This window comes from Nitratireductor basaltis (genome assembly GCF_000733725.1).
Classification (GTDB): Bacteria; Pseudomonadota; Alphaproteobacteria; order Rhizobiales; family Rhizobiaceae; genus Chelativorans; species Chelativorans basaltis.
Window position 1 is genome coordinate 1,358,590 of record NZ_JMQM01000001.1, and the last position, 21,972, is coordinate 1,380,561.

24 protein-coding genes are annotated in these 21,972 nt (G+C 60.1%); 15 read left to right on the forward strand and 9 right to left on the reverse strand.

The window, feature by feature from the left end:
- Window positions 1-23 precede the first annotated feature (23 nt).
- Both EL18_RS06470 and EL18_RS06475 read right to left on the reverse strand, forming a co-directional pair.
- Window positions 24-800 carry an HpcH/HpaI aldolase family protein gene (locus EL18_RS06470; protein ID WP_152553034.1) on the reverse strand — a complete coding sequence of 259 codons (777 nt, stop codon included), beginning with the start codon at window positions 798-800 and terminating at the stop codon, window positions 24-26.
- 7 nt (window positions 801-807) lie between these two features.
- Complete coding sequence (locus EL18_RS06475; protein WP_036480946.1) at window positions 808-1,125, reverse strand: DUF1476 domain-containing protein; 318 nt, start codon at window positions 1,123-1,125, stop codon at window positions 808-810.
- 269 nt (window positions 1,126-1,394) lie between these two features.
- On the opposite strand from EL18_RS06475, the gene purC reads away from it, so the two are divergent.
- The 10 genes from purC (at window position 1,395) to EL18_RS06525 (ending at window position 8,959) form a co-directional block, all read left to right on the forward strand.
- A complete protein-coding gene (gene purC / locus EL18_RS06480) occupies window positions 1,395-2,186 on the forward strand; it encodes a phosphoribosylaminoimidazolesuccinocarboxamide synthase (RefSeq protein WP_036484154.1) in 792 nt (263 codons plus the stop codon).
- 21 nt (window positions 2,187-2,207) lie between these two features.
- Window positions 2,208-2,447: a phosphoribosylformylglycinamidine synthase subunit PurS gene (purS, locus tag EL18_RS06485; protein ID WP_036480948.1), complete on the forward strand. Its 240-nt coding sequence runs from the start codon at window positions 2,208-2,210 to the stop codon at window positions 2,445-2,447.
- A 20-nt stretch (window positions 2,448-2,467) separates the two neighbouring features.
- The gene (locus EL18_RS06490; protein ID WP_036480950.1) at window positions 2,468-2,683 is read left to right on the forward strand and encodes a hypothetical protein; all 216 of its coding nucleotides are present in this window, start codon (window positions 2,468-2,470) and stop codon (window positions 2,681-2,683) included.
- Window positions 2,684-2,724: 41 nt separating this feature from the next.
- A complete protein-coding gene (gene purQ / locus EL18_RS06495; protein ID WP_036480952.1) occupies window positions 2,725-3,393 on the forward strand; it encodes a phosphoribosylformylglycinamidine synthase subunit PurQ in 669 nt (222 codons plus the stop codon).
- Entirely contained in the window at window positions 3,390-3,812 is a 423-nt protein-coding gene (locus tag EL18_RS06500; protein WP_036480955.1) for a hypothetical protein, read from the forward strand. The genes purQ and EL18_RS06500 overlap by 4 nt, the downstream gene beginning before the upstream one ends.
- Window positions 3,813-3,819: 7 nt before the next feature.
- A complete protein-coding gene (locus EL18_RS06505) occupies window positions 3,820-4,452 on the forward strand; it encodes a Pr6Pr family membrane protein (protein WP_036484157.1) in 633 nt (210 codons plus the stop codon).
- Between the two features lie 20 nt (window positions 4,453-4,472).
- Entirely contained in the window at window positions 4,473-6,680 is a 2,208-nt protein-coding gene (purL, locus tag EL18_RS06510; RefSeq protein WP_036480957.1) for a phosphoribosylformylglycinamidine synthase subunit PurL, read from the forward strand.
- Between the two features lie 127 nt (window positions 6,681-6,807).
- Complete coding sequence (locus EL18_RS06515) at window positions 6,808-7,041, forward strand: BolA family protein (protein ID WP_036480959.1); 234 nt, start codon at window positions 6,808-6,810, stop codon at window positions 7,039-7,041.
- A 116-nt stretch (window positions 7,042-7,157) separates the two neighbouring features.
- Entirely contained in the window at window positions 7,158-7,493 is a 336-nt protein-coding gene (gene grxD, locus EL18_RS06520; RefSeq protein WP_036480961.1) for a Grx4 family monothiol glutaredoxin, read from the forward strand.
- Window positions 7,494-7,714: 221 nt separating this feature from the next.
- Window positions 7,715-8,959, forward strand: a complete 1,245-nt coding sequence (locus tag EL18_RS06525) for a multidrug effflux MFS transporter (protein WP_081871106.1) — start codon at window positions 7,715-7,717, stop codon at window positions 8,957-8,959.
- Here EL18_RS06525 and ttcA read toward each other — a convergent pair.
- The 4 genes from ttcA to EL18_RS06545 form a co-directional block, all read right to left on the reverse strand.
- Entirely contained in the window at window positions 8,943-9,821 is an 879-nt protein-coding gene (gene ttcA, locus EL18_RS06530) for a tRNA 2-thiocytidine(32) synthetase TtcA (protein WP_081871107.1), read from the reverse strand. The genes EL18_RS06525 and ttcA overlap by 17 nt on opposite strands.
- A gap of 84 nt (window positions 9,822-9,905) precedes the next feature.
- Entirely contained in the window at window positions 9,906-10,523 is a 618-nt protein-coding gene (gene rpsD / locus EL18_RS06535; RefSeq protein ID WP_036480963.1) for a 30S ribosomal protein S4, read from the reverse strand.
- Between the two features lie 231 nt (window positions 10,524-10,754).
- A complete protein-coding gene (gene murI, locus EL18_RS06540) occupies window positions 10,755-11,552 on the reverse strand; it encodes a glutamate racemase (RefSeq protein WP_036480965.1) in 798 nt (265 codons plus the stop codon).
- Complete coding sequence (locus EL18_RS06545) at window positions 11,552-12,361, reverse strand: RNA methyltransferase (RefSeq protein WP_036480967.1); 810 nt, start codon at window positions 12,359-12,361, stop codon at window positions 11,552-11,554. The genes murI and EL18_RS06545 overlap by 1 nt, the downstream gene beginning before the upstream one ends.
- Window positions 12,362-12,507: 146 nt before the next feature.
- Here EL18_RS06545 and EL18_RS06550 point away from each other — a divergent pair, with 146 nt between their 5' ends.
- The 3 genes from EL18_RS06550 to EL18_RS06560 all read left to right on the forward strand — a co-directional run bounded on the left by EL18_RS06550 (window position 12,508) and on the right by EL18_RS06560 (window position 14,959).
- On the forward strand, window positions 12,508-13,122 hold the full coding sequence (locus EL18_RS06550; RefSeq protein ID WP_036480969.1) for a DJ-1/PfpI family protein: 615 nt from the start codon (window positions 12,508-12,510) through the stop codon (window positions 13,120-13,122).
- Between the two features lie 56 nt (window positions 13,123-13,178).
- Window positions 13,179-13,580, forward strand: a complete 402-nt coding sequence (locus EL18_RS06555; protein ID WP_036480971.1) for a ribbon-helix-helix domain-containing protein — start codon at window positions 13,179-13,181, stop codon at window positions 13,578-13,580.
- A gap of 167 nt (window positions 13,581-13,747) precedes the next feature.
- Window positions 13,748-14,959 carry an NADP-dependent isocitrate dehydrogenase gene (locus EL18_RS06560; RefSeq protein ID WP_036480973.1) on the forward strand — a complete coding sequence of 404 codons (1,212 nt, stop codon included), beginning with the start codon at window positions 13,748-13,750 and terminating at the stop codon, window positions 14,957-14,959.
- A 102-nt stretch (window positions 14,960-15,061) separates the two neighbouring features.
- On the opposite strand, the gene alaS is transcribed toward EL18_RS06560, so the two are convergent.
- A complete protein-coding gene (gene alaS / locus EL18_RS06565; RefSeq protein WP_036480975.1) occupies window positions 15,062-17,725 on the reverse strand; it encodes an alanine--tRNA ligase in 2,664 nt (887 codons plus the stop codon).
- Window positions 17,726-17,904: 179 nt separating this feature from the next.
- Window positions 17,905-18,990, reverse strand: a complete 1,086-nt coding sequence (gene recA / locus EL18_RS06570; protein WP_036480977.1) for a recombinase RecA — start codon at window positions 18,988-18,990, stop codon at window positions 17,905-17,907.
- Window positions 18,991-19,256: 266 nt separating this feature from the next.
- On the opposite strand from recA, the gene EL18_RS06575 reads away from it, so the two are divergent.
- On the forward strand, window positions 19,257-20,219 hold the full coding sequence (locus EL18_RS06575; RefSeq protein ID WP_036480979.1) for a carbohydrate kinase family protein: 963 nt from the start codon (window positions 19,257-19,259) through the stop codon (window positions 20,217-20,219).
- A 1-nt stretch (window position 20,220) separates the two neighbouring features.
- Window positions 20,221-21,132, forward strand: a complete 912-nt coding sequence (locus EL18_RS06580) for a pseudouridine-5'-phosphate glycosidase (protein WP_036480981.1) — start codon at window positions 20,221-20,223, stop codon at window positions 21,130-21,132.
- Window positions 21,133-21,206: 74 nt separating this feature from the next.
- Here the strand turns inward: EL18_RS06580 and EL18_RS06585 are convergent, their stop codons facing one another.
- Window positions 21,207-21,863 (reverse strand): YiaD family glycine zipper/OmpA-like lipoprotein, encoded by a 657-nt coding sequence (locus tag EL18_RS06585; RefSeq protein WP_036480983.1) that lies wholly within the window; start codon window positions 21,861-21,863, stop codon window positions 21,207-21,209.
- Window positions 21,864-21,972 lie beyond the last annotated feature (109 nt).

Sequence of the window (21,972 nt, forward strand, 5' to 3'; positions counted from 1 at the left end):
AATACGGGAGAGGCCGTGCAGCATCAGCGGATGCTGCCATGAGCGGTCGCGATGAAGCTTTCCGCACCCCTGGCCAGATAGCCGAAATCGCTGCCGAGCGCGAAGAAGCGATAGCCCATCCGGTGATACTTGCCCACTTCGCGCGGGTCAGGGCAATAAAGCGCTGCAAGTTTGCCCGCGTTGATTGCCTTGGTGGCGATCAGTTCGATTGCCTCCATCATGTCGTCCAGTGAAGGATCGAGCTTTCGTCCGGAGCTCCAGGCGATCGAGAAATCGGCAGGACCGACGAAAACACCATCGATGCCTTCAACCGCGAGAATTTCGTCGACCGCCTCATAGGCTTCACGTGTTTCGATCATCGCATACGAGATGGTCTCGTGGTTCTGTTGCTCAAGCCATTCCTGGCCGTCGCTTGCGTCCGCGCGGGGCATGGCGAAGACCGGCCCCCAGGAACGCTGACCGAGGGGGGGATATTTCGTCGCCCTGGCAAAAGCCCTGGCATCCTCGACATTGTTGATCATCGGCGCGATGACGGCCTCGGCACCGAAATCCAGTGCGCGGCTGGCCATGTCGAACCGCCCGACCGGAATACGAACAACCGGATGGCATATGCGACGGTTGACGGCGCCAAGGGAACGGATGACGCTGTCGTCGCTGTGGCCGCCATGCTGCATGTCCAGCGTGATGGCCTCGAAGCCAAGCCGAGAGATCGCCTCCACCGTCAAGGCTTCGGGAATGCAGGACCAGGACGACAGGACGGTATTGCCGGCACGAAGTCGCTGCGCAAGGGTAGGCAAAATCATGCGGTCAGCTCTTCACCTGATCGATTGCAACTTCGAGCAGACGCACCATTTCCGCGCGCAGATCCGCGTCCGAGATGCTTGCACCGGATGCGTCCAGGTCAGCCCGCACCTTGCGGAAAACATCCTCGTCGCCGGCTTCCTCGAAATCCGCCTTCACGACATCACGCGCATAGGCTTCCGCCTCTTCGTCCTTCTTGCCGATTTTCTCGGCGACCCAAAGCCCGAGGAGCTTGTTGCGCCGGGCCATGGCGCGGAACTTGGTCTCCTCGTCGCGGACAAATTTGTTTTCAAAAGCCCGTTCGCGTTCTTCCATGCTGCCCATAGCTCCTATCCTTCTTGTTGGTCTGCAGCTTCTTCAACGGCAGAATCCCACCACTAGTGGGATATTCGGCCTATCTGCGAGGCTGATCAAGGTCATTATGGCGCGGTTTCGTGACAGATCTCATTTCCGGTTGACTTCGGGAAATGGCGATTGAGAAAGAGCGCGAGTTGCGCTAGAGACCCCGTTAAAGCCACTGGGGCCTTTCTTTCAGCCGCGCCGGCATGTTCAGGATCGTGATCGAACCGGCGCCTTTTAGATCAGAGAAGCTCATGAACCGTCGCCGCCGCATCTATGAGGGCAAGGCCAAGATCCTTTATGAAGGGCCAGAACCCGGTACGCTAATCCAGTTCTTCAAGGACGATGCGACTGCATTCAACAAGAAGAAGCACGAAATCGTCGACGGCAAGGGCGTGCTCAACAACCGGATCTCGGAGTATATTTTCGAGCATCTGAACCGCATCGGCATTCCGACGCATTTCATTCGCCGCCTCAACATGCGCGAGCAGCTGATCAAGGAAGTGGAAATCATTCCGCTCGAGATCGTCGTGCGCAACGTGGCTGCAGGCTCGCTTGCGAAACGTCTTGGAATCGAGGAAGGCACCGTCCTCCCCCGCTCCATCATCGAATTCTACTACAAGGCCGATGCGCTGGACGACCCGATGGTTTCCGAAGAGCATATCACGGCCTTCGGCTGGGCAAGCCCGCAGGAGATCGACGACATGATGGCGCTTGCCATCCGCGTCAACGACTTCCTGTCCGGCCTTTTCCTCGGCGTCGGCATCCAGCTCGTCGACTTCAAGATCGAGTGTGGCCGCCTTTTCGAAGGCGACATGATGCGGATCGTCGTTGCCGACGAAATCTCGCCCGACTCCTGCCGCCTGTGGGATGTCGCTTCCAAGGACAAGCTCGACAAGGACGTCTTCCGCCGCGATCTCGGCGGTCTGGTCGAAGCCTATCAGGAAGTTGCCCGCCGCCTCGGCATCATGAACGAGAACGAGCCGGCCAAGCCATCCGGCCCCGTGCTCGTTTCCTCCAAGCCCGACGACGAAACCCGCCACTAATACGAAGAGAGCGCCGTTCAGATGAAAGCCCGCGTAACTGTCACCCTCAAGAACGGCGTGCTGGACCCGCAGGGGAAAGCCATCCAGTCAGCCCTTGGGGGGCTCGGCTTTGATGGCGTCGACAGCGTGCGCCAGGGCAAGGTTTTCGACGTCGAACTGACCACTTCTGACAAGGCTGCAGCCGAGAGCGAGCTGAAAGCCATGTGCGAGAAGCTTCTGGCGAATACGGTGATCGAAGACTATAGTATCGACATAACCTGAGGTTGTGGAAGGATGCTCAGATGGCGGATGTAAGCACCGAGCTTGTTTATGAAGTTCTGAAGCAGGTTCAGCAGGAAATCCGCAATCTGAGGGACGGGCAGAATGAGGTGAGACAGGAGCTGATCTCCATCCGCGGCCAGCTCATCTCCATCAACCAGGACACGTCGAACATATACGGAATGCTTTCGCGCCAGGATGGTCGGCTCGACAAGATCGAGCGTCGCCTCGAACTGTGAGAACTGGCAGAACGCCCTCAGGAGCCATACGAACCGTCGCCATGAAATCAGCCATCATTCAACTCCCCGGCCTTAACCGCGACCGCGACATGATCGCGGCGCTGACGAAGATTTCCGGCAAGGCGCCGACGGTTGTCTGGCAGACCGAGACGGAAATCCCCGATGTCGATCTGATTGCCATTCCCGGCGGCTTTTCCTATGGCGACTATCTGCGTTGCGGGGCGATTGCTGCTCGCATGCCGGTCATGCGCGCGGTTGCGGAAAAGGCAGCCAGGGGCGTGAAGGTGATCGGCGTCTGCAATGGCTTCCAGATCCTTCTTGAGGCGGGGCTTCTTCCGGGCGCACTGATGCGCAATGCATCGCTGAAATTCGTATGCCGCGAAGTGAAGCTTGAGGTAGCGAACGCCTCCACCGCCTTCACCTCCACTTATTCCCAGGGCCAGATCATTCGCTGCCCGGTTGCCCATCATGACGGCAATTTCCAAGCCGATAGCGAAACGCTGAAGCGCATCGAGGGCGAAGGTCAGGTGGTCTTCCGTTATGCCGAGGGCACAAATCCGAACGGCTCGATCAACGACATTGCGGGCATTATCAATGACGCAGGCAATGTGCTCGGTCTCATGCCGCATCCGGAGAACCTGATCGAAGCTGCCCATGGTGGTGATGACGGGCGAGGCATCTTTGCGGGCGTACTGGAGCGCGCGGCGTGAAGTCTGCCCGCCACCAGCCCTTGCTTACGGTGGCGCTTCTTGCGATCACCGCCCTTGCTCTGCCCGGCTGCAAGAGCGAACCTGTCGGCGGGCCGCTGGCGCTGACAGTGGAGGCCAATGACCCGGTAAAGGCGCTGCAGCATATCAATGAGAACGGCCAGCGTTGCTGGATCAAATCGGGCGGAAGAGACTTCTCGGAATTGCGGCTGATGCCGGAGCTCGATACGCGTGTGGGGCGCCCGCGTCTTCTCGTTCTGTCGAAAAAGAGCATGCAGGGCCTGCCCCAGCTCGTCATCGAAGCTGCTGGCAGTCCGGTGAAGATCGAGACCTATGGGCCCCTCGCCTCCACGGGTGCAGGCGCGCAGATCAATGCAGATATCATGCGTTGGTCAGCCGGCGCAAAAGACTGCAAGGCCTGAGGTGAACATGGTGCGGCTGGTGAATATTGCAGGGGCAGTGATCGGCATCGCTGCGCTGGTGCTGCAATTTTCGATCACCGTGCCAGCCTCCATGGAAGCCGGGCGCAGCCTGCCGGGCTCTGTCGTCTACTTCTTCTCCTTTTTCACCATCCTGACGAACATCCTCGCCGTTCTGGTTCACCTGAACGCACTGACGGGGCGACCGGAGGCGTTCGCTCGCTCCACATGGCGCGGCGGCATCGCTGTCGCCATTGCTGTTGTATTTCTCGTCTATCATATTCTGCTTGCTGATCTGTGGAAGCCCGAGGGCCTCTTCTATGTCTGCGACGTGGCGCTCCACTACGTGACGCCTGCACTCTTCGTGCTTTGGTGGATGATGACCGCCGATGGCAGCCTTGGCTGGCGGCATCTCTTCTGGTGGCTCGTCTGGCCGGTTGGCTATGCGGTTTACGCGCTCGCGCGCGCCCCCATAGCCGGAGAAGTGCCCTACCCGTTCCTTGATGCTGCCGTCATCGGCTTTCCGCGCGTGCTGCTCGCGATCGCAGCGATCGCCCTTCTCTTCATCGCGGTGGGAGTTGTCTTCCTCGCCTATGATTACCTTGTCGGACGGCGGCGAAGCCGTGCCGTCGTCAATGCCTGAAGCCGTAGAGTCCTGAGATCATGTCCATTCCCAACAGCATTCCGATCACCGAAGACCTGATTGCCGCGCACGGCCTGAAGCCTGACGAGTATCAGCGCATTCTGGACCTGATCGGGCGTGAACCGTCATTCACAGAGCTTGGCATCTTCTCGGCCATGTGGAACGAGCATTGCTCCTACAAGAGCTCGAAGAAGTGGCTGCGCACGCTGCCCACCGACGGCGAAAAGGTCATCCAGGGACCGGGTGAGAACGCCGGCATTGTGGATATCGGCGACGGTCAATGCGTGGTCTTCAAGATGGAGAGCCACAATCACCCTTCCTATATCGAACCTTACCAGGGTGCTGCGACTGGTGTCGGCGGCATTCTGCGTGACGTTTTCACCATGGGCGCACGTCCGATCGCGGCGATGAACGCGCTGCGCTTTGGCGAGCCGGACCACCCCAAGACGCGCCACATCGTTTCCGGCGTGGTCGCTGGCGTTGGCGGCTACGGCAATTCCTTCGGTGTGCCGACCGTTGGCGGCGAAGTGAATTTCGACAAGCGCTACAATGGCAACTGCCTCGTGAACGCTTTTGCGGCCGGTCTCGCGCGAACCGACGCTATCTTCTATTCCAAGGCCGAAGGTGTGGGCCTTCCGGTCGTCTATCTTGGCGCCAAGACGGGCCGTGACGGCGTGGGCGGTGCGACCATGGCTTCCGCCGAGTTCGATGCCGACATCGACGAAAAGCGCCCCACTGTTCAGGTGGGCGATCCATTCACCGAAAAGTGCCTGCTAGAAGCATGCCTTGAGCTGATGGAGACGGGCGCCGTCATCGCCATTCAGGACATGGGTGCAGCGGGCCTCACCTGCTCTGCAGTCGAGATGGGCGCCAAGGGCGATCTGGGCATCGAACTTGATCTCGATCAGGTGCCGGTGCGCGAGGAGCGCATGAGCGCCTATGAGATGATGCTGTCTGAAAGCCAGGAGCGCATGCTCATGGTTCTGCGGCCCGAAAAGCGTGATCAGGCCGAGGCGATCTTCCGCAAATGGGGGCTCGACTTCGCCGTAGTTGGCAAGACCACCGACGACCTGCGCTTCCGCGTGATGCATCAGGGTGAGGAAGTTGCCAATCTTCCGATCAAGGAATTGGGCGACGAGGCACCGGAGTATGACCGTCCGTGGGTCGTGCCCGCATCCCCTGCGCCGCTTGGCGAGGTTCCTGAAGCAGATGTCGCTGACGCGTTGATGAAGCTTGTCGCTTCGCCCGACCTTTCCTCCCGCCGCTGGGTCTGGGAGCAATATGACACGCTGATCCAGGGCAATTCGCTGCAGATCCCCGGTGGTGATGCAGGCGTAGTGCGCGTGGAAGGCCATGAGACCAAGGCGCTGGCCTTCTCCTCCGACGTGACGCCGCGCTATTGCGAAGCTGATCCCTTCGAGGGCGGCAAGCAGGCGGTGGCGGAGTGCTGGCGGAATATCTCGGCCACTGGCGCGGAGCCGCTGGCAGCGACCGACAATCTGAATTTCGGCAATCCGGAACGCCCTGAAATCATGGGGCAGCTCGTTCGTGCCATCCAAGGCGTTGGCGAAGCCTGCCGCACGCTTTCCTTCCCGATCGTGTCCGGCAATGTCTCGCTCTATAACGAGACGCTTGGTGAAGCCATTCTGCCGACCCCAACCATAGGCGGCGTAGGGCTTATCCCCGACTGGCAGCGCATGGGACGCATCGCGTTTGCAGGTGAAGGTGATGTCATCCTTCTCCTGGGCGCGCCGGAGAACTGGGGTTCGCATCTCGGCCAAAGCATATATCTACGCGACATTCTGGGTCGTGCGGAAGGCGCGCCACCTCCGGTCGACCTCGATGCTGAAAAGCGCAATGGCGACCTCGTGCGCGGCCTCATCCGCTCCGGTGATGTAACTGCTGTCCACGACTGCTCGGACGGCGGCCTGGCACTCGCACTGGCCGAAATGGCCATGGCTTCTGGTATTGGCGCAGAGATCGATGCACCGGCAGGAAGCTTAGTCGAAGCCTTCTATGGCGAGGATCAGGGCCGCTATGTCGTGACCGTGTCCGCAGACAAGGCCGAGACCATTCTCGAAACGGCGAAGGCTGCGGGCGTGTCGGCAGTTCGTATTGGCCGAACAGGCGGCGATGCACTGAAACTGGGAGCAACCGAGCCGGTGCAGGTGGGCGCGCTGAAAACCGCACATGAAAGCTGGTTCCCGGACTTCATGGGTGATGCCTGAAGCCAGACTTCACGCATGGTCATGCACAAGCCTGTGACGATGCGCGCCAAACCGGCGCTCTCGATTGACCTTGGCTTGCCGAGCCGCCATATCTGAGGAAGCAATTATTTCAGGAGTAGAGTCACCCATGGCAATGCAGGCTGCCGAAATCGAGCGTTTGATCAAGGAAGGCATTCCGGATGCGCAGGTGACAATACGCGATCTTGCCGGTGATGGTGACCATTATGCCGCCGAAGTCGTCTCCGAATCCTTCCGTGGCAAGTCACGCGTGCAGCAGCACCAGATGGTCTATGACGCGCTGAAGGGAAATATGGGTGGTGCGCTCCATGCGCTGGCGCTGCAGACGAGCGTTCCGTCCTGACAATCAAGGCGTTCCGGCCTCATGCATTGCACCTTGGCGCGCGCTACAATAGATAGGGTCTGAAAAATCAGACAATCCACTGCCGGGCCTTTAACCCGGACGAGAAAGGACAGAGGATGAGCGGTATCAGCGAATTCATCGCAAACGAGATCAAGTCGAACGATGTCGTGCTCTTCATGAAGGGTACGCCGGATTTTCCGCAATGCGGCTTCTCCGGGCAGGTCGTGCAGATCCTCGATTATCTCGGCGTCGACTATCACGGCGTGAATGTGCTGACGTCGGACGAACTGCGCCAGGGCATCAAGGAATTTTCGAACTGGCCGACCATTCCGCAGCTTTACGTGAAGGGTGAGTTTGTTGGCGGTTGCGATATCATCCGTGAGATGTTCCAGGCCAGCGAGTTGAAGGACTTTCTGGCCGAGAAGGGCATCAGCGTCCAGAACGCGGCCTGAGTTGGCGAACGGGCATCCACCACGCTCCATCGAACCGACACTTTAAATTTGGTTCGGAGTACTTATATATTCCTGCGGCGTGGCCCTATGGCCGCGCCGTTTTCGTCGGGATCATGAATTTTCCTCTCGGCGCATGCCTTTCAAGATTCGTCTAGTGCGCCTGCACGGCCTTCCCTCCCAGGGGCCTTGCGACGCTTCCAGGTCTTTGGAGCACAAATTTCATGGCACAGCCATCCATTCATCCTGATATGCAGGCGAAGATGCGTATCGGGCGCGCGGAATTCATCACGCTTGCAGCCGCCCTCATGGCGCTCAACGCGCTGGCGATCGACATCATGCTGCCAGCCCTGCAACAGATCGGTGCCGCACTCGATGTCGTTGCCGAAAATGACCGGCAGTTCGTCATTTCAGCCTACCTCATCGGATTTGGCGGCGGGCAATTGATCTATGGTCCCCTCACCGACCGGTTCGGTCGCCGCGGGCCGCTTCTGTTCGGGCTTGCTCTGTATATTCTTGCCGCCTCTGCTGCCATCTTCGCACCGAGTTTCGCCGTCCTTCTGGGGCTCAGAATGATCCAGGGCCTGGGTGCCGCGGCAACCCGCGTCATCGCCGTGTCCGCGATTCGCGACGTTTTCGGCGGACGCCAGATGGCTGAAGTGCTTTCCATGGTGATGATGGTCTTCATGGCCATACCCGTCATCGCTCCGAGCCTCGGCCAGCTCGTCATGATGTTCGGCGCCTGGCCTGAAATCTTCATGCTTATGGCCGGACTTGCCTTTGCCATAGCGGTGTGGGCCTATCTGCGCCTGCCGGAGACACTCGACGAGGCGGACCGGCGGCCGCTGGTCTTTTCGACTGTCCTGCAAGGCTTTCGCTATGTCGTCACCAGCCGTGTCGCGCTGTTCTACACGCTTGCCACGACTGCTATCTTCGGCGCGCTGTTCGGTTTCATCAATTCCGCGCAACAGATCTATGTCGACATCTACGGGATGGGTGACCTGTTTCCGATCCTGTTTGCGGTGGGTGCAGGCCTGATGGCGCTGTCATCCTTCACGAATTCTCGCTTCGTTGGACGCTTTGGCATGCGCCGCCTGTCGCATACAGCGCTCGTGACATTCATCGCGATCAATGCGCTCTGGTTCGTGATATCGCTGGCGGGACCGGTGCCCTTCCCGCTCTTCTTCCTGCTGTTCTCGGGCTCGATGTTCATGTTCGGCTGGATCGGCCCGAACTTCAATTCGATCGCCATGGAACCACTAGGGCATGTGGCGGGCACGGCGGCCGCGGTGCAGGGCTTTACCACCACCCTGGGCGGCGCGCTTCTCGGCGCGATGATCGGACAGGCCTTCGACGGAACGCTGACACCGCTTGCCGGCGGCTATTTCATCGTCTCGACCGTGGGTCTGATTTTCGTGCTGATTGCCGAGCGCGGAAAGCTCTTTCAGGTGGTCAATCCGGCTGTGTAGCCGGATTGCCAGCCGTTTCAGGCATCAGGCTTGCGAAGTCGAAAAGCTCGCGGTCCAGCAGATGGGATGGGCGGGCATTGGCAAGTGCCCGGATCATCGTGTCCTTGCGGCCTGGCATGCGTTTCTCGATGTCCGAGAGCATATCCTTCATCGCATTGCGCTGCAGCCCGTCCTGGCTGCCGCACAGGTCGCATGGGATGATGGGAAACTTCATGGCATCGGCAAAGCGCGCGAGATCGCTTTCCGCGCAGAAGCTCAAGGGGCGCAGCACGTTCACGTCACCCTCGTCATTGATGAGCTTCGGCGGCATGGCCGCAAGCCTTCCACCATGAAAGAGATTCATGAAGAAGGTTTCGAGAATGTCGTCGCGGTGATGGCCGAGCACAAGTGACGAACAGCCCTCCTCCCGCGCGATGCGGTAGAGATGACCGCGGCGCAGGCGAGAGCAGAGCGAGCAATAGGTGCGGTTTTCCGGGATCTTGTCGGTGACGATCGAGTAGGTGTCCTGATACTCGATACGGTGCGGCACGCCGAGCGACTGGAGATATTCGGGCAGGATGTGCTTGGGAAAGTTCGGTTGACCCTGATCGAGATTGCAGGCCAGAAGCTCCACCGGAAGAAGCCCGCGCCATTTCAGGTCGAGCAGAATGGTCAGAAGACCGTAGGAATCCTTGCCGCCCGAAAGCGCCACAAGCCAGCGGTCGCCGGGGCGCACCATTCCATAATCCTCAATCGCCTGTCGCGTCAGCCGCAGCAGCCGCTTGCGCAGCTTGTTGAACTCCACGCTCGAAGGCGCCTCGCGAAATAGCGGGTGAAGGCCGGCATCCCCGCCGTCCGTCTCGATCGTCTGGTGCATGGTCATCATGGCTTTCCCTTAATCCGTCCGCACCAAAAGAAAAAGGCCGCACAGGGCGGCCTTTTCCAGAAATCGTAAAATCGGACCCGATCAGCGCGAGTAGTACTCGATGACCAGGTTCGGTTCCATCTGGACTGCGAAGGGCACGTCGGCGAGAGCCGGGACGCGGACGAATTTCGCGGTCATCTTGTTGTGGTCGGCTTCGACATATTCGGGAACTTCGCGCTCAGCGAGCTGAACGGCTTCCAGAACCAGCGCCATCTGCTTGGACTTCTCGCGAACCTCGATCACATCGCCCGGACGGCAACGGAAGGACGGAATGTTCACGCGGCGACCATTGACCATGACATGGCCGTGGTTGACGAACTGGCGGGCGGCGAAGATCGTGGGAACGAACTTCGCGCGGTAGACGAGTGCGTCGAGGCGCGACTCCAGAAGACCGATCAGGTTCTCGGTCGTCTCGCCCTTGCGGCGGTCGGCTTCCTCGTAAATCTTGCGGAACTGCTTCTCGGAGATGTCACCGTAGTGACCCTTGAGCTTCTGCTTTGCGCGGAGCTGCTGACCGAAGTCGGAAAGCTTGCCCTTGCGGCGCTGGCCGTGCTGGCCGGGGCCGTATTCACGCTTGTTGACCGGGGACTTCGGACGGCCCCAGATATTTTCGCCAAGACGGCGGTCGAGCTTGTACTTGGCTGAATGGCGCTTGCTCATCGCATTCCCTTTCAAGTGTTTGCGCCCGGCACTTCAAGTACCGGGTGAAGGAAACGCGCCCTCCTCTGGCCCCCGTTTTGGAGAGCCTGACAGGGCATTGCCTAACGCTTCAGGCAATCCCCACGGGACACGTCAATAAACAACGCGACAACCGGTTGGCCATCGCGCTGGCGGGTGAATAGGCTGGAATCGCACTTGAGTCAACGCGCAAACGCCCGAAAACCAAGCTTTTCACGCCTGAAGCGCGAAGCCGAAACCTGTCATCAGGCGCGCCAGCGGCTTGGTGACATTGCCGGAGGTGACGATTGCCACATCACGACCCTGTGGCTGTGCGTCAGGCAGTGGCAATGCGGAGGCCAGCAGGAGGGCGCGGCGCGCGATGGCTTCGGACGTATCGATCCAGTCCACCGGCCATGGTGCCATCTTGCGCATTCGGTTGACCAGAAAGGGATAATGCGTGCAGGCCAGCACGACGATGTCCGTACGCCGCCCGTCCTGCTCCTGAAAACATGGGACAATTTCGCGCGCGACATCAGCCTCTTCGACATGGCCTTCGCGCATATATTGTTCCGCAAGGCGCGCCAGATGTTCACTACCGACCAGATTGACCTCGCAGCGCGAGGCATAGTCGCGGATGAGATCGAATGTGTATTGGCGCCGCACGGTGCCGGGTGTGGCCAGAACGGAGACTAGGCCGGAACGCGTGCGCTCGGCTGCAGGCTTGATGGCGGGAACCGTGCCGACAAATGTCTCTTCCGGATAGGCCTCGCGCAGATCGCTGATGACAAGCGTTGACGCCGTATTGCAGGGGATGACGATCATGGAGGGCGCAAAACGCTCGATCAGCTCGCCGAAAAGCGCGATCAGACGCGCCCGCAGCGCGTCTTCCTGCCAGTCGCCATAGGGAAAAGCGGCGTCATCGGCCACATAGACATATGCGCGATCCGGCATCAGGATGCGCGCTTCCTTGACCACCGAAAGCCCGCCCACGCCTGAATCAAAGAAGAGGATCGGGCCCTTGGGGTTCATCAGTCTTGCTCACCTGGTCTCGTGCGCTCTTCCGGCGCCCCTGCCCCGCGCGGGTTCTTCGGCGAGAAGCGTTCCAGGGAAGCCAGAACCCCGCGCAAAACACCCAGCTCTTCCACGGTAAAGCGCGGGCGGGTGAAGAGCGCGCGCAGATTTTCGAGCATTCTGGGCTTCTTGTCGGCTGGGCGGAAATAACCGCGCGCTTCCAGTACCTCGTCCAGATAGGAGATCAGACTTTCAAGATGCTGCTTGGTGGCTGGTGTCAGATCGTGTTCAGGCGGTTTGACGCCTGCCCCGGTCTGCTGCATCCATTCATAGGACATCAGGAGCACGGCCTGCGCGATGTTGAGAGAGGCAAAGGCCGGATTGACGGGGAAGGTCACGATCTCGTCTGCCAGCGCCACTTCCTCATTGGTCAGCCCCCAGCGCTCGCGGCCGAAGAGAATGCCGGTCTTCTCACCGCGCGCAAAACGACCGTGAAGCGCCTGCGCGGCTTCCGTCGGACCGCGCACGGGCTTGAAGTTATCGCGCGGGCGGGCGGTCGTCGCAAAGACGAAATTGAGGTCGGCAATGGCGTCGGCAAGGCTCGCGAAAACCGCCACACCGTCAATGATGTGGTCAGCTCGGCTTGCCGCCGCGCGTGCCTTTTCGTTCGGCCATCCGTCGCGCGGATTGACCAGACGCAATTCGCCCAGGCCGAAATTGGCCATGGCGCGTGCCACCATGCCGATATTTTCACCAAGCTGTGGCTCGACAAGGATGATTGTCGGGCCTTCGCAAAGCATTTCGCGTTGTTTGTCTGTACCTGCCATGGGGGCAAGCTGTTAGCGGCTTCTTCCGCTCACGACAAGCGGGAGCCTGCGGCTTTGCTGCTTCTTTTGATGTAGTAACCCGCTAACACCACCAGCCCCCTTCCCCGTGGAAGAATGCGAGCCTGTCGGAAACCAGGGAGGATGAGATGACGGGCAAGAAGATACTCATGATCTGCGGCGATTTTGTCGAGGATTACGAACTGATGGTGCCGTTTCAGGCGCTGCTTGCGGTCGGCCACAAGGTTGACGCGGTCTGTCCGGACAAGAAGTCCGGCGACCAGATCGCGACCTCGATCCACGATTTCGAGGGCGACCAGACCTATTCGGAAAAGCGCGTGCACAATTTCACGCTGAATGCGAGCTTTGAGGCCGTGAATGCCACCGATTACGACGCGCTGATAATTCCGGGGGGACGCGCGCCGGAATATCTGCGGCTCAATCCGGATGTCATCAAGGTCGTTCAACACTTCTTCGAAGCTGAAAAGCCTGTGGCCGCCATCTGCCACGGTGCGCAGCTTCTGGCAGCCGCACGGGTTCTGGAAGGGCGCAAATGCTCCGCCTACCCCGCATGCGCACCGGAAGTGGAACTGGCCGGTGGCGACTATCAGGATATTCTGGTTGATGGTGCCGTGACCGATGGTAACCTCGTCACAGCACCGGCCTGGCCTGCGCATCCCGCCTGGCTTGCGCAGTTCCTGGAGGTAATGGGCACGCGCATCAGCCATGGTGAGGAAAGCGGTGCACGGGCAGCGGCTGAATAGAGGCTGCTACAAATGACGGGCGTGGCCCTTCGCGCCCGTCCCTGGGAGGGAATGTCATGTGCCATCTGTTCGTGGGAGCCGATCCAACGCTCTGGGAGAACGAAACCCGATCGCTCAGGCTTTCCGGCATGGCGACCAGTGTTCGGCTGGAGCGCTTTTTCTGGACGGTGCTTCTGGATATTGCCGAGCGTGACCATCTGACAGTCAGCCAGCTTTTGCAGCGCCTTTATGCGGAATCGCTTGATGAAGGGCATGATCTGGATAATTTCGCCTCGTTTCTGCGCGTGTGCTGCGGGCGCTATCTGGCGCTGCAGATTGAGGGTGAAATTCCCGCCGACCGGAATGTCACCATCAAAAGCCTGGACGCAAAAAGCGTGCTTGCGCGGGAACAGGCAAAATCGGGTCTGAAAAACAACAGGACGAACTCCTCGCCTGCAGCTCTGGGGGCGTCAGCCTGATATTGAACCAGCAACAGCCCGTTTCCGTTGAGGACAAAGCCAGGGACCGACTATTGGCCTAGCGCTCGATGCTTTGCGCTTTAGCGGCAGAATGGTATAGGGGCGCCGATACCTACCCGGGGGGCACTTCGGGATTTCCTCAACATTTGCAAGCGTGGAGCTTTTTCATGGGCAAAATCAAGGTCGCGAACCCGGTCGTCGAACTCGACGGCGACGAGATGACCCGCATCATCTGGCAGTTCATCAAGGAAAAGCTGATCCACCCCTATCTGGATATCGACCTGAAATATTTTGACCTGGGGATCGAGTCGCGTGATGCCACCGACGACCAGATCACGATTGATGCAGCCAATGCCATCAAGGAACACGGTGTGGGCGTAAAGTGCGCCACCATCACACCGGATGAAGCGCGCGTCGAGGAATTCGGCCTGAAGAAGATGTATCGTTCGCCCAACGGCACGATCCGCAACATTCTGGGCGGCGTGATCTTCCGCGAACCGATCATCATGAAGAACGTGCCGCGCCTGGTTCCCGGCTGGACGCAGCCGATCATTGTTGGCCGCCACGCATTTGGCGACCAGTACCGTGCGACCGACTTCAAGTTCCCCGGCAAGGGCAAGCTTACGATCAAGTTCGTCGGTGAGGATGGCCAGGAGATCGAGCACGAAGTCTATGACGCACCGTCCGCGGGCGTTGCCATGGCCATGTACAATCTCGACGACTCCATCCGCGACTTCGCCCGCGCCTCGATGAATTACGCGCTGATGCGCAAGGTGCCGTGCTACCTGTCGACCAAGAACACCATCATGAAGGTCTATGATGGCCGCTTCAAGGACATCTTCCAGGAAGTCTACGAGACCGAATTCAAGGAAAAGTACGAGGAAGCCAAGATCTGGTACGAGCATCGCCTGATCGACGACATGGTCGCTTCCGCACTGAAGTGGTCCGGCGGCTATGTCTGGGCGTGCAAGAACTATGACGGTGACGTTCAGTCCGACACGGTTGCACAGGGCTTCGGTTCGCTCGGCCTCATGACCTCGGTCCTGATGACGCCGGATGGCAAGACGGTCGAGGCGGAAGCCGCACACGGCACCGTGACGCGCCACTATCGCCAGCACCAGAAGGGCGAAGAGACCTCCACCAACTCCATCGCCTCGATCTTCGCCTGGACGCGTGGCCTCGCCCACCGTGCGAAGCTCGACGACAATGCGGAACTGGCGAAATTCGCCAACACGCTGGAAAAGGTCTGCATCGACACGGTCGAATCCGGCTTCATGACCAAGGATCTGGCACTTCTCATCGGTCCGGATCAGCCATGGCTCTCCACGACCGGGTTCCTCGACAAGATCGACGAGAACCTGCAGAAGGCCATGGCATAAGCCTCAACCGGCTCACTCAAACAGAAAAGGCCGCGGAGCGATCCGCGGCCTTTTCTTTTCTTCGTCTAGAAAGGCGGGCGCCGATGCGGCGCCCTTGCCTGTTCAGCTGGCCAAGGCGGCCTTGACCGCGTCGATGGCGGCCTGAGCCTGGGAGCCATCGGGGCCGCCGGCCTGGGCCATGTCGGGACGGCCGCCGCCACCCTTGCCGCCAATGGCGGCCGAGGCTGCGCGCACGAGATCGACTGCGGAGAAACGGTCCGTCAGATCATCGGTCACGCCCACGACCACGCTTGCCTTGCCGTCTTCGGAGGTGCCGACGAATGTCACGACACCGGAGCCCAGCGACTGCTTGCCTTCATCGGCGAGCGGCTTGAGATCCTTTCCGGAAATGCCTTCCACAACGCGGCCAAGGAAGCCGACGCCGGCGACATCCTCCCGCTCGCTGCCTCCGGTCTGCGCGCCGCCACCGCCAAGGGCAAGCTTGCGCTTCGTTTCGTTCAGCTCACGCTCGAGCTTGCGGCGCTCTTCGACGAGAGACGAAACCCGGGCGGCCACATCGGCAGGAGAAACCTTCAAGAGGCTTGCTGCTTCCTTCAGCCGGCGCTCCTGCTCGTCGAGATGGGCGCGAGCGGCAGGACCGGTCAGCGCCTCGATGCGGCGTACGCCCGATGCGACAGCACCTTCCGAGACGATGCGAACAAGGCCGATATCGCCTGTGGCGCGCACATGGGTGCCGCCGCAAAGCTCGATGGACCAGCTCTTGCCGGCGCGCTCGCCACTGTCGCAGAGGCCCATGGAAACGACACGGACCTCGTCGCCATATTTTTCGCCGAACAGCGCGCGCGCGCCTTCGGCAATGGCGTCGTCGACTGCCATCAGGCGCGTAACCACCTTGTCGTTCTGCAAGACGATCTCGTTTGCGCGATCCTCGATGCGGGAAAGTTCCTCATCGGTGATCGGCTTGGGATGCGAGAAGTCGAAACGCAGGCGGTCGGGCGCGACGAGTGAGCCCTTCTGTGCCACGTGATCGCCCAGCACCTCGCGCAGCGCCTCATGCAGGAGGTGGGTAGCGGAGTGGTTGGCGCGAATGCGCTTGCGGCGCGCGGCATCGACCTTCAGTTCGACCTCGTCACCCACACTGACCTTGCCTTCGGCAATCTTGCCGAAATGCACGATCAGGCCGTCGCCCTTGCGCTGCGTATCGGTGATCTCAATGCGGAAACCTTCGCCAGAAACCACGCCCGTATCGCCGATCTGGCCACCGGATTCGGCGTAGAATGGCGTCTGATTGGTGACGAGCGCCACGTCCTGCCCGGCTTCGGCCTCGCGGGCCTGCGCGCCGTCCACGACGATTGCGGTGACCACGCCCTCTGCTTCCTCCGTCTCATAGCCCAGGAAGTCGCTGGCGCCTGCGTCGTCCTTCACGGCGAACCAGACAGCCTCGGTGGCCGCTTCGCCCGAACCCGCCCAATTGGCGCGCGCCTCGGCCTTCTGGCGCTCCATGGCAGCGTTGAAGCCTTCAAGATCGACCTTGATGTTGCGCTGGCGCAATGCATCCTGCGTCAGGTCGAGGGGAAAGCCGTAGGTGTCATACAGCTTGAAGGCAGTCTCGCCGTCGAGCTCGGCACCCTCGCTCATGTCATTCGTAGCATCGGAAAGAAGGTTGAGGCCGCGCGCGAGCGTCTTGCGGAAGCGGGTTTCCTCCAGCTTCAGCGTTTCCGTGATAAGCGCTTCACCGCGCACCAGTTCCGGATAGGCCTGACCCATTTCGCGCACGAGTGCGGGCACGAGCTTCCACATCAGCGGTTCGTCGGCACCCAGAAGCTGCGCGTGGCGCATGGCGCGGCGCATGATACGACGCAGAACATAGCCGCGACCTTCGTTGGAAGGCAGCACACCATCGGCAATGAGGAAGGATGATGCGCGCAGATGGTCGGCGATAACCTTGTGGCTGGCATGGCTCTTGCCGGCAGCCTCGACGCCCGTTGCCTCCACCGAGGCGCGGATCAGCGCCTTGAACAGGTCGATCTCGTAATTGTCATGAACCCCCTGAAGGACGGCGGCCACGCGCTCGATGCCCATGCCTGTATCGATGGACGGGCGCGGCAGGTTCACGCGCTCATCAGGCGAAAGCTGCTCGAACTGCATGAAAACGAGGTTCCAGATCTCGATGAATCGGTCGCCGTCTTCATCGGGGCTTCCGGGTGGACCGCCGGGAATGCCTTCGCCGTGATCGTAGAAAATTTCGGAACACGGGCCGCAGGGACCGGTGTCGCCCATGGCCCAGAAATTGTCATTGGTCGGAATGCGGATGATGCGGTCATCCGAGAGGCCCGCGATCTTTTTCCAGAACGAGGCTGCCTCGTCGTCGGTGTGATAGACGGTGACGAGCAGGCGCTTGGCATCCAGCCCGAACTCCTTCGTCACGAGGTTCCAGGCCAGCTCGATGGCGCGCTCCTTGAAGTAGTCGCCGAAGGAGAAATTGCCCATCATCTCGAAGAAGGTGTGATGGCGCGCAGTGTAGCCGACATTGTCGAGATCGTTGTGCTTGCCGCCGGCGCGAACGCATTTCTGCGCGGAAACAGCGGTCGAATAGGGACGCGTCTCCAGACCCGTGAACACGTTCTTGAAGGGCACCATTCCCGCATTGGTGAACATGAGGGTCGGATCATTGCGCGGAACGAGTGGACCGGAGGAAACGATCTCGTGTCCGTTCTTCGCGAAATAGTCTAGAAAAGTCGACCGGATGTCGTTGACGCCACTCATGAATTTGCCTTTGCGAGAGACCTTGCCGGAATACGGCAGAACTGGAAGCCGCCTTTTAGCGGCTGCGCATTCCACTGTCCAGAAATCCGCGGTGGAGACCACTGTTCCAGACAAAAGAAGGCACCGCTGGTGGTGCAGCGGTGCCTTCTTTCAAGAACCGGTTGATGGCGCGACCCGGATCAGCCCTCGGCTGCGTCGTCCAGACCTTCATCCTTGCGCGCATCATCGAGGAATTTCTCGGCAATCAGGCCCGCATTCTGGCGCAGCGCCAGTTCGACTTCCTCTGCGACCGCAGGGTTTTCCCGAAGGAAGTTCTTCGCATTCTCACGCCCCTGCCCCAGACGCTGGGAATTGTAGCTGAACCAGGCACCCGATTTCTCGACGATGCCAGCCTTCACGCCCAGATCGATCAGCTCGCCGAGCTTGGAAACGCCCTCGCCATACATGATGTCGAATTCGATCTGCTTGAAGGGTGGTGCCAGCTTGTTCTTGACAACCTTCACGCGGGTCTGGTTGCCCACGACCTCGTCACGATCCTTGACGGAGCCGATACGGCGGATGTCGAGACGCACCGAGGCATAGAATTTCAGCGCATTGCCGCCGGTGGTGGTTTCGGGAGAGCCGAACATGACGCCGATCTTCATGCGGATCTGGTTGATGAAGATCACCATGGTCTTCGAGCGCGAGATCGAAGCGGTGAGCTTGCGCAGCGCCTGGCTCATCAGGCGGGCCTGCATGCCCGGCAGCGAGTCACCCATCTCGCCCTCGATTTCCGCACGCGGCGTGAGTGCCGCAACGGAATCGACCACGATCACATCCAGCGCACCGGAACGCACAAGCGTGTCACAGATCTCAAGTGCCTGCTCGCCGGTGTCGGGCTGCGAAATCAGGAGATTTTCCAGGTCAACGCCCAGCTTGCGGGCATAGACCGGGTCCAGCGCATGCTCGGCATCAATGAAGCCGCAGATGCCGCCCTTTTTCTGGGCTTCAGCAACAGTGTGGAGAGCAAGCGTCGTCTTGCCCGAGCTTTCAGGCCCGTAAACCTCAATGATGCGGCCACGCGGCAAACCGCCGACGCCGAGCGCGATATCAAGGCCAAGAGAGCCGGTGGGAACCGTCTCGATCTCGACCACCTGGTCATTGCTCCCCAGACGCATGATGGAGCCCTTGCCGAAGGAGCGCTCGATCTGCGAGAGGGCAGCGTCCAATGCCTTGGATTTGTCCACCGAATTGTCCTCTACAAGCCGCAATGAATTCTGAGCCATGATACAACACCTCTTGCCCGTCAATGGAGGCCTTTGCGGCCGATCGGTTCAGTTGGTTATTCGTACCTCTTTTGTTCTCTTTTGGCAATAGCAGCCAAAACACTGATATTGCTCAATTTCTCACATTTGTTCTCTTCCTGTACCGCAATGATGCGGGCAGGTGCGGCAATGGAATCAATCGAACTTGTCCCCTATGGATTTGTCAGCCTCTTCATAGTAGGTCCACCAGCGACTTCGAATCGAGCCGGCCTGGAGGCCTGTGTTCCGTGCCATCCCCCATCATATTCGCCACCGGCGGCGCCCATATCGACCGGCGCGGGCGGGTCAGCGGCATTCACGTTCCCGAGGCCTCCAATCCGGGTGTGATGGAAGAAGAAGTCGGCGGCGGTGCATTCAACGCCAGTTGCGCAATTGCGCGGCGCGGATGTGAGGTGCGCTTCTTCTCCACGCGCGGTGGAGACAGCGGTGGCGAGGCCGTTGCGCGCGCGATCGAGGAAGCAGGCCTTGAAGATCTGTCGGCAACGCATCTCGACCGGCAGACAGCAAGCTATACCGCCATTCTCGACGAGAAGGGCGACCTCGTAACCGCACTTGCCGACATGGCGATCTATGAGAACTGCCTCCAGCGCAATCTGCGCAGGCGCAAATTGCGTGAAGCAATTGCAACCAGCGACGCCGTGCTGTGCGACGCCAATCTGCCTGAGGCGGCATTGGCAACACTTGCCGAACAAGTTGCGGACCAACCGCTCTTCGCCATCGCGATTTCTCCGGCGAAGGTGCTGCGCTTGAATGTCATTTCCCAGCACCTGTCGGTCCTGTTCATGAACCGACGTGAAGCCAAAGCACTTTTGGGCATGGCTCAGGACGAAAATCCGGATGGTGAAGTGCTTTGCCGAAAACTGGCCAAGGCGGGCCTTTACGGTGGCGTGATAAGCGATGGCGGTCGAGCGCTTTTCGGGTTTGAAAGCGACAGGCTGTTCAGCCTCGTCCCTCCACAGATCAGCCAGATTGCCGATGTCACGGGCGCAGGTGACGCCCTTGCAGGAGCCACGATAGCGGCTCGAATGCGCGGCCTGAACTTGGAGGACGCATTGCGCGAGGGGTTGGCTGCCTCCGCCCTTACGATACTGAGCAGCAAGGCCGTTGCCCGTTTCCGACCGGACGAGTTCGCGCAGATGGTGAGAGAGATCGGCCAAGCGCAATTCATTGCAGACATGAAGGAGCACTAGAATGGCGCAAGCCAAGGCATTGATGGATATTCACCCGGAAGTCGCAGAAGCCATCAAGGCCGGTCGCCCGGTCGTGGCGCTCGAAAGCACGATCATCACCCATGGCATGCCATGGCCGGAAAACGATGCCATGGCCGGAAAGGTCGAGGCGATCATTCGCGAGGAAGGTGCCGTGCCGGCCACAATCGCGGTCATCAAGGGGCGGCTGAAAATCGGTCTGTCCGAGCAAGAGCGCAAGGAACTTGCGCAGACGAAAGGCGCGATGAAGCTTTCGCGTGCCGATCTCGCCTTTGCATTGGCCGAGGGTCGCGATGGCGGCACGACCGTGGCAGCCACGATGATTGCGGCAGCCTGGGCCGGCATAAAGGTATTCGCTACCGGCGGCATCGGCGGCGTTCACAAGGGTGCCGAAACAAGCTTCGACATTTCAGCCGATCTTCCTGAACTGGCGCGCACGCCGGTCATCGTGGTCTCGGCAGGACCAAAGGCCATTCTCGATGGCGCCAAGACGCTCGAGGTTCTGGAAACCAATGGCGTGCCGGTGGTGTGCTATCAGAGCGATGTCGTTCCCGCCTTCTGGTCGCGCCAGTCTCCCCTGCCCGCGCCACTTCGCCTCGATGAGCCGCAAGCCATCGCGCGCTTCCATGCCATGCGTCAGGAACTGGAGCTTGGCGGTGGCATGCTGGTGGCCAATCCGGTGCCGGAGAAGGATGAAATCCCCGCAGACGAGATGGCAGGCTTCATCTCCCAGGCGCAGGATGATGCGGTACGTCTCAAGATTTCGGGCAAGGAGGTCACGCCTTACCTGCTCGGTCGACTTCTCGAAATCACCGGCGGCCGGAGCCTGGCGACGAATATCGCCCTGGTGGAAAACAATGCCCGCCTCGCAGCCAAGATCGCGGCGGGCTTCTGAAGCACGACCCGCTTGCTGCAAAAAGAAATGGCCCAGCATTGCCGGGCCATTGTCGTTTTTCGCTCGTTCGGCCCCTACTGGGTAACGGGAACCAGCTGGATTTCCACGCGGCGATTCTGCGCACGGCCTTCCGGCGTGGCGTTGGAGGCCACCGGCTGCGTTTCACCCATGCCGATCACCTCGAAGCGCTGCGAAGCTGCACCCTGTGCCATCAGATAGTTTGCAACCGAGGACGCGCGGCGGCGCGACAGATCCATGTTGTAGCCGTCATCACCGGTGGAATCGGTGTGGCCGATCACGTCAACAAGCGTCTGATTGTACTTCTTGAGGACCAGTGCGACCGAATTCAGCGTCGGATAGAAGGCCGGTTGAATGTCTGCCTGATCCGTATTGAAGGTGATGTTGGAAGGCATGTTCAGGATGATGTTGTTGCCCTGACGCGTAACGCTGACGCCGGTGCCCTGAAGCTGACCGCGAAGCTGCGCTTCCTGCTGATCCATATAGGCGCCGACGGAACCGCCTGCCAGTGCACCGATACCAGCACCGATCAGGGCGTTGCGGCGGTCATCGCCACCGGCCAGAAGGCCCACGCCCGCACCGGCCAGCGCGCCAAGGGCTGCGCCGCCTGCGGTGTTGGAGATCTTCTGCTGACCCGTATAGGGGTCTGTCGAGGTCACGCAGCCGGCAGAAAAACCTGCAATCAGAGCTACGGCAACGGCTTTCTTGAGCATATGGGGAATTCCTCTCCTGCGATTCGGGGCGACAAATTGCCCTCTCTCACGCGCCTTCTATCACAAATGGGGCAAAAAGCTGAACGGAGGGCCTCAATGAAGAAGAAGA

What these genes read in the sequence shown, in the direction of transcription:
- EL18_RS06475 (WP_036480946.1), bottom strand. Translation starts at nt 1,125, where the DNA reads ATGGGCAGCATGGAAGAACGCGAACGGGCTTTTGAAAACAAATTTGTC.
- purC (WP_036484154.1), top strand. Translation starts at nt 1,395, where the DNA reads ATGAACCGTCGCCGCCGCATCTATGAGGGCAAGGCCAAGATCCTTTAT.
- purS (WP_036480948.1), top strand. Translation starts at nt 2,208, where the DNA reads ATGAAAGCCCGCGTAACTGTCACCCTCAAGAACGGCGTGCTGGACCCG.
- EL18_RS06490 (WP_036480950.1), top strand. Translation starts at nt 2,468, where the DNA reads ATGGCGGATGTAAGCACCGAGCTTGTTTATGAAGTTCTGAAGCAGGTT.
- purQ (WP_036480952.1), top strand. Translation starts at nt 2,725, where the DNA reads ATGAAATCAGCCATCATTCAACTCCCCGGCCTTAACCGCGACCGCGAC.
- EL18_RS06505 (WP_036484157.1), top strand. Translation starts at nt 3,820, where the DNA reads ATGGTGCGGCTGGTGAATATTGCAGGGGCAGTGATCGGCATCGCTGCG.
- purL (WP_036480957.1), top strand. Translation starts at nt 4,473, where the DNA reads ATGTCCATTCCCAACAGCATTCCGATCACCGAAGACCTGATTGCCGCG.
- EL18_RS06515 (WP_036480959.1), top strand. Translation starts at nt 6,808, where the DNA reads ATGGCAATGCAGGCTGCCGAAATCGAGCGTTTGATCAAGGAAGGCATT.
- grxD (WP_036480961.1), top strand. Translation starts at nt 7,158, where the DNA reads ATGAGCGGTATCAGCGAATTCATCGCAAACGAGATCAAGTCGAACGAT.
- EL18_RS06525 (WP_081871106.1), top strand. Translation starts at nt 7,715, where the DNA reads ATGGCACAGCCATCCATTCATCCTGATATGCAGGCGAAGATGCGTATC.
- ttcA (WP_081871107.1), bottom strand. Translation starts at nt 9,821, where the DNA reads ATGACCATGCACCAGACGATCGAGACGGACGGCGGGGATGCCGGCCTT.
- rpsD (WP_036480963.1), bottom strand. Translation starts at nt 10,523, where the DNA reads ATGAGCAAGCGCCATTCAGCCAAGTACAAGCTCGACCGCCGTCTTGGC.
- murI (WP_036480965.1), bottom strand. Translation starts at nt 11,552, where the DNA reads ATGAACCCCAAGGGCCCGATCCTCTTCTTTGATTCAGGCGTGGGCGGG.
- EL18_RS06545 (WP_036480967.1), bottom strand. Translation starts at nt 12,361, where the DNA reads ATGGCAGGTACAGACAAACAACGCGAAATGCTTTGCGAAGGCCCGACA.
- EL18_RS06550 (WP_036480969.1), top strand. Translation starts at nt 12,508, where the DNA reads ATGACGGGCAAGAAGATACTCATGATCTGCGGCGATTTTGTCGAGGAT.
- EL18_RS06555 (WP_036480971.1), top strand. Translation starts at nt 13,179, where the DNA reads ATGTGCCATCTGTTCGTGGGAGCCGATCCAACGCTCTGGGAGAACGAA.
- EL18_RS06560 (WP_036480973.1), top strand. Translation starts at nt 13,748, where the DNA reads ATGGGCAAAATCAAGGTCGCGAACCCGGTCGTCGAACTCGACGGCGAC.
- alaS (WP_036480975.1), bottom strand. Translation starts at nt 17,725, where the DNA reads ATGAGTGGCGTCAACGACATCCGGTCGACTTTTCTAGACTATTTCGCG.
- recA (WP_036480977.1), bottom strand. Translation starts at nt 18,990, where the DNA reads ATGGCTCAGAATTCATTGCGGCTTGTAGAGGACAATTCGGTGGACAAA.
- EL18_RS06580 (WP_036480981.1), top strand. Translation starts at nt 20,221, where the DNA reads ATGGCGCAAGCCAAGGCATTGATGGATATTCACCCGGAAGTCGCAGAA.
- EL18_RS06585 (WP_036480983.1), bottom strand. Translation starts at nt 21,863, where the DNA reads ATGCTCAAGAAAGCCGTTGCCGTAGCTCTGATTGCAGGTTTTTCTGCC.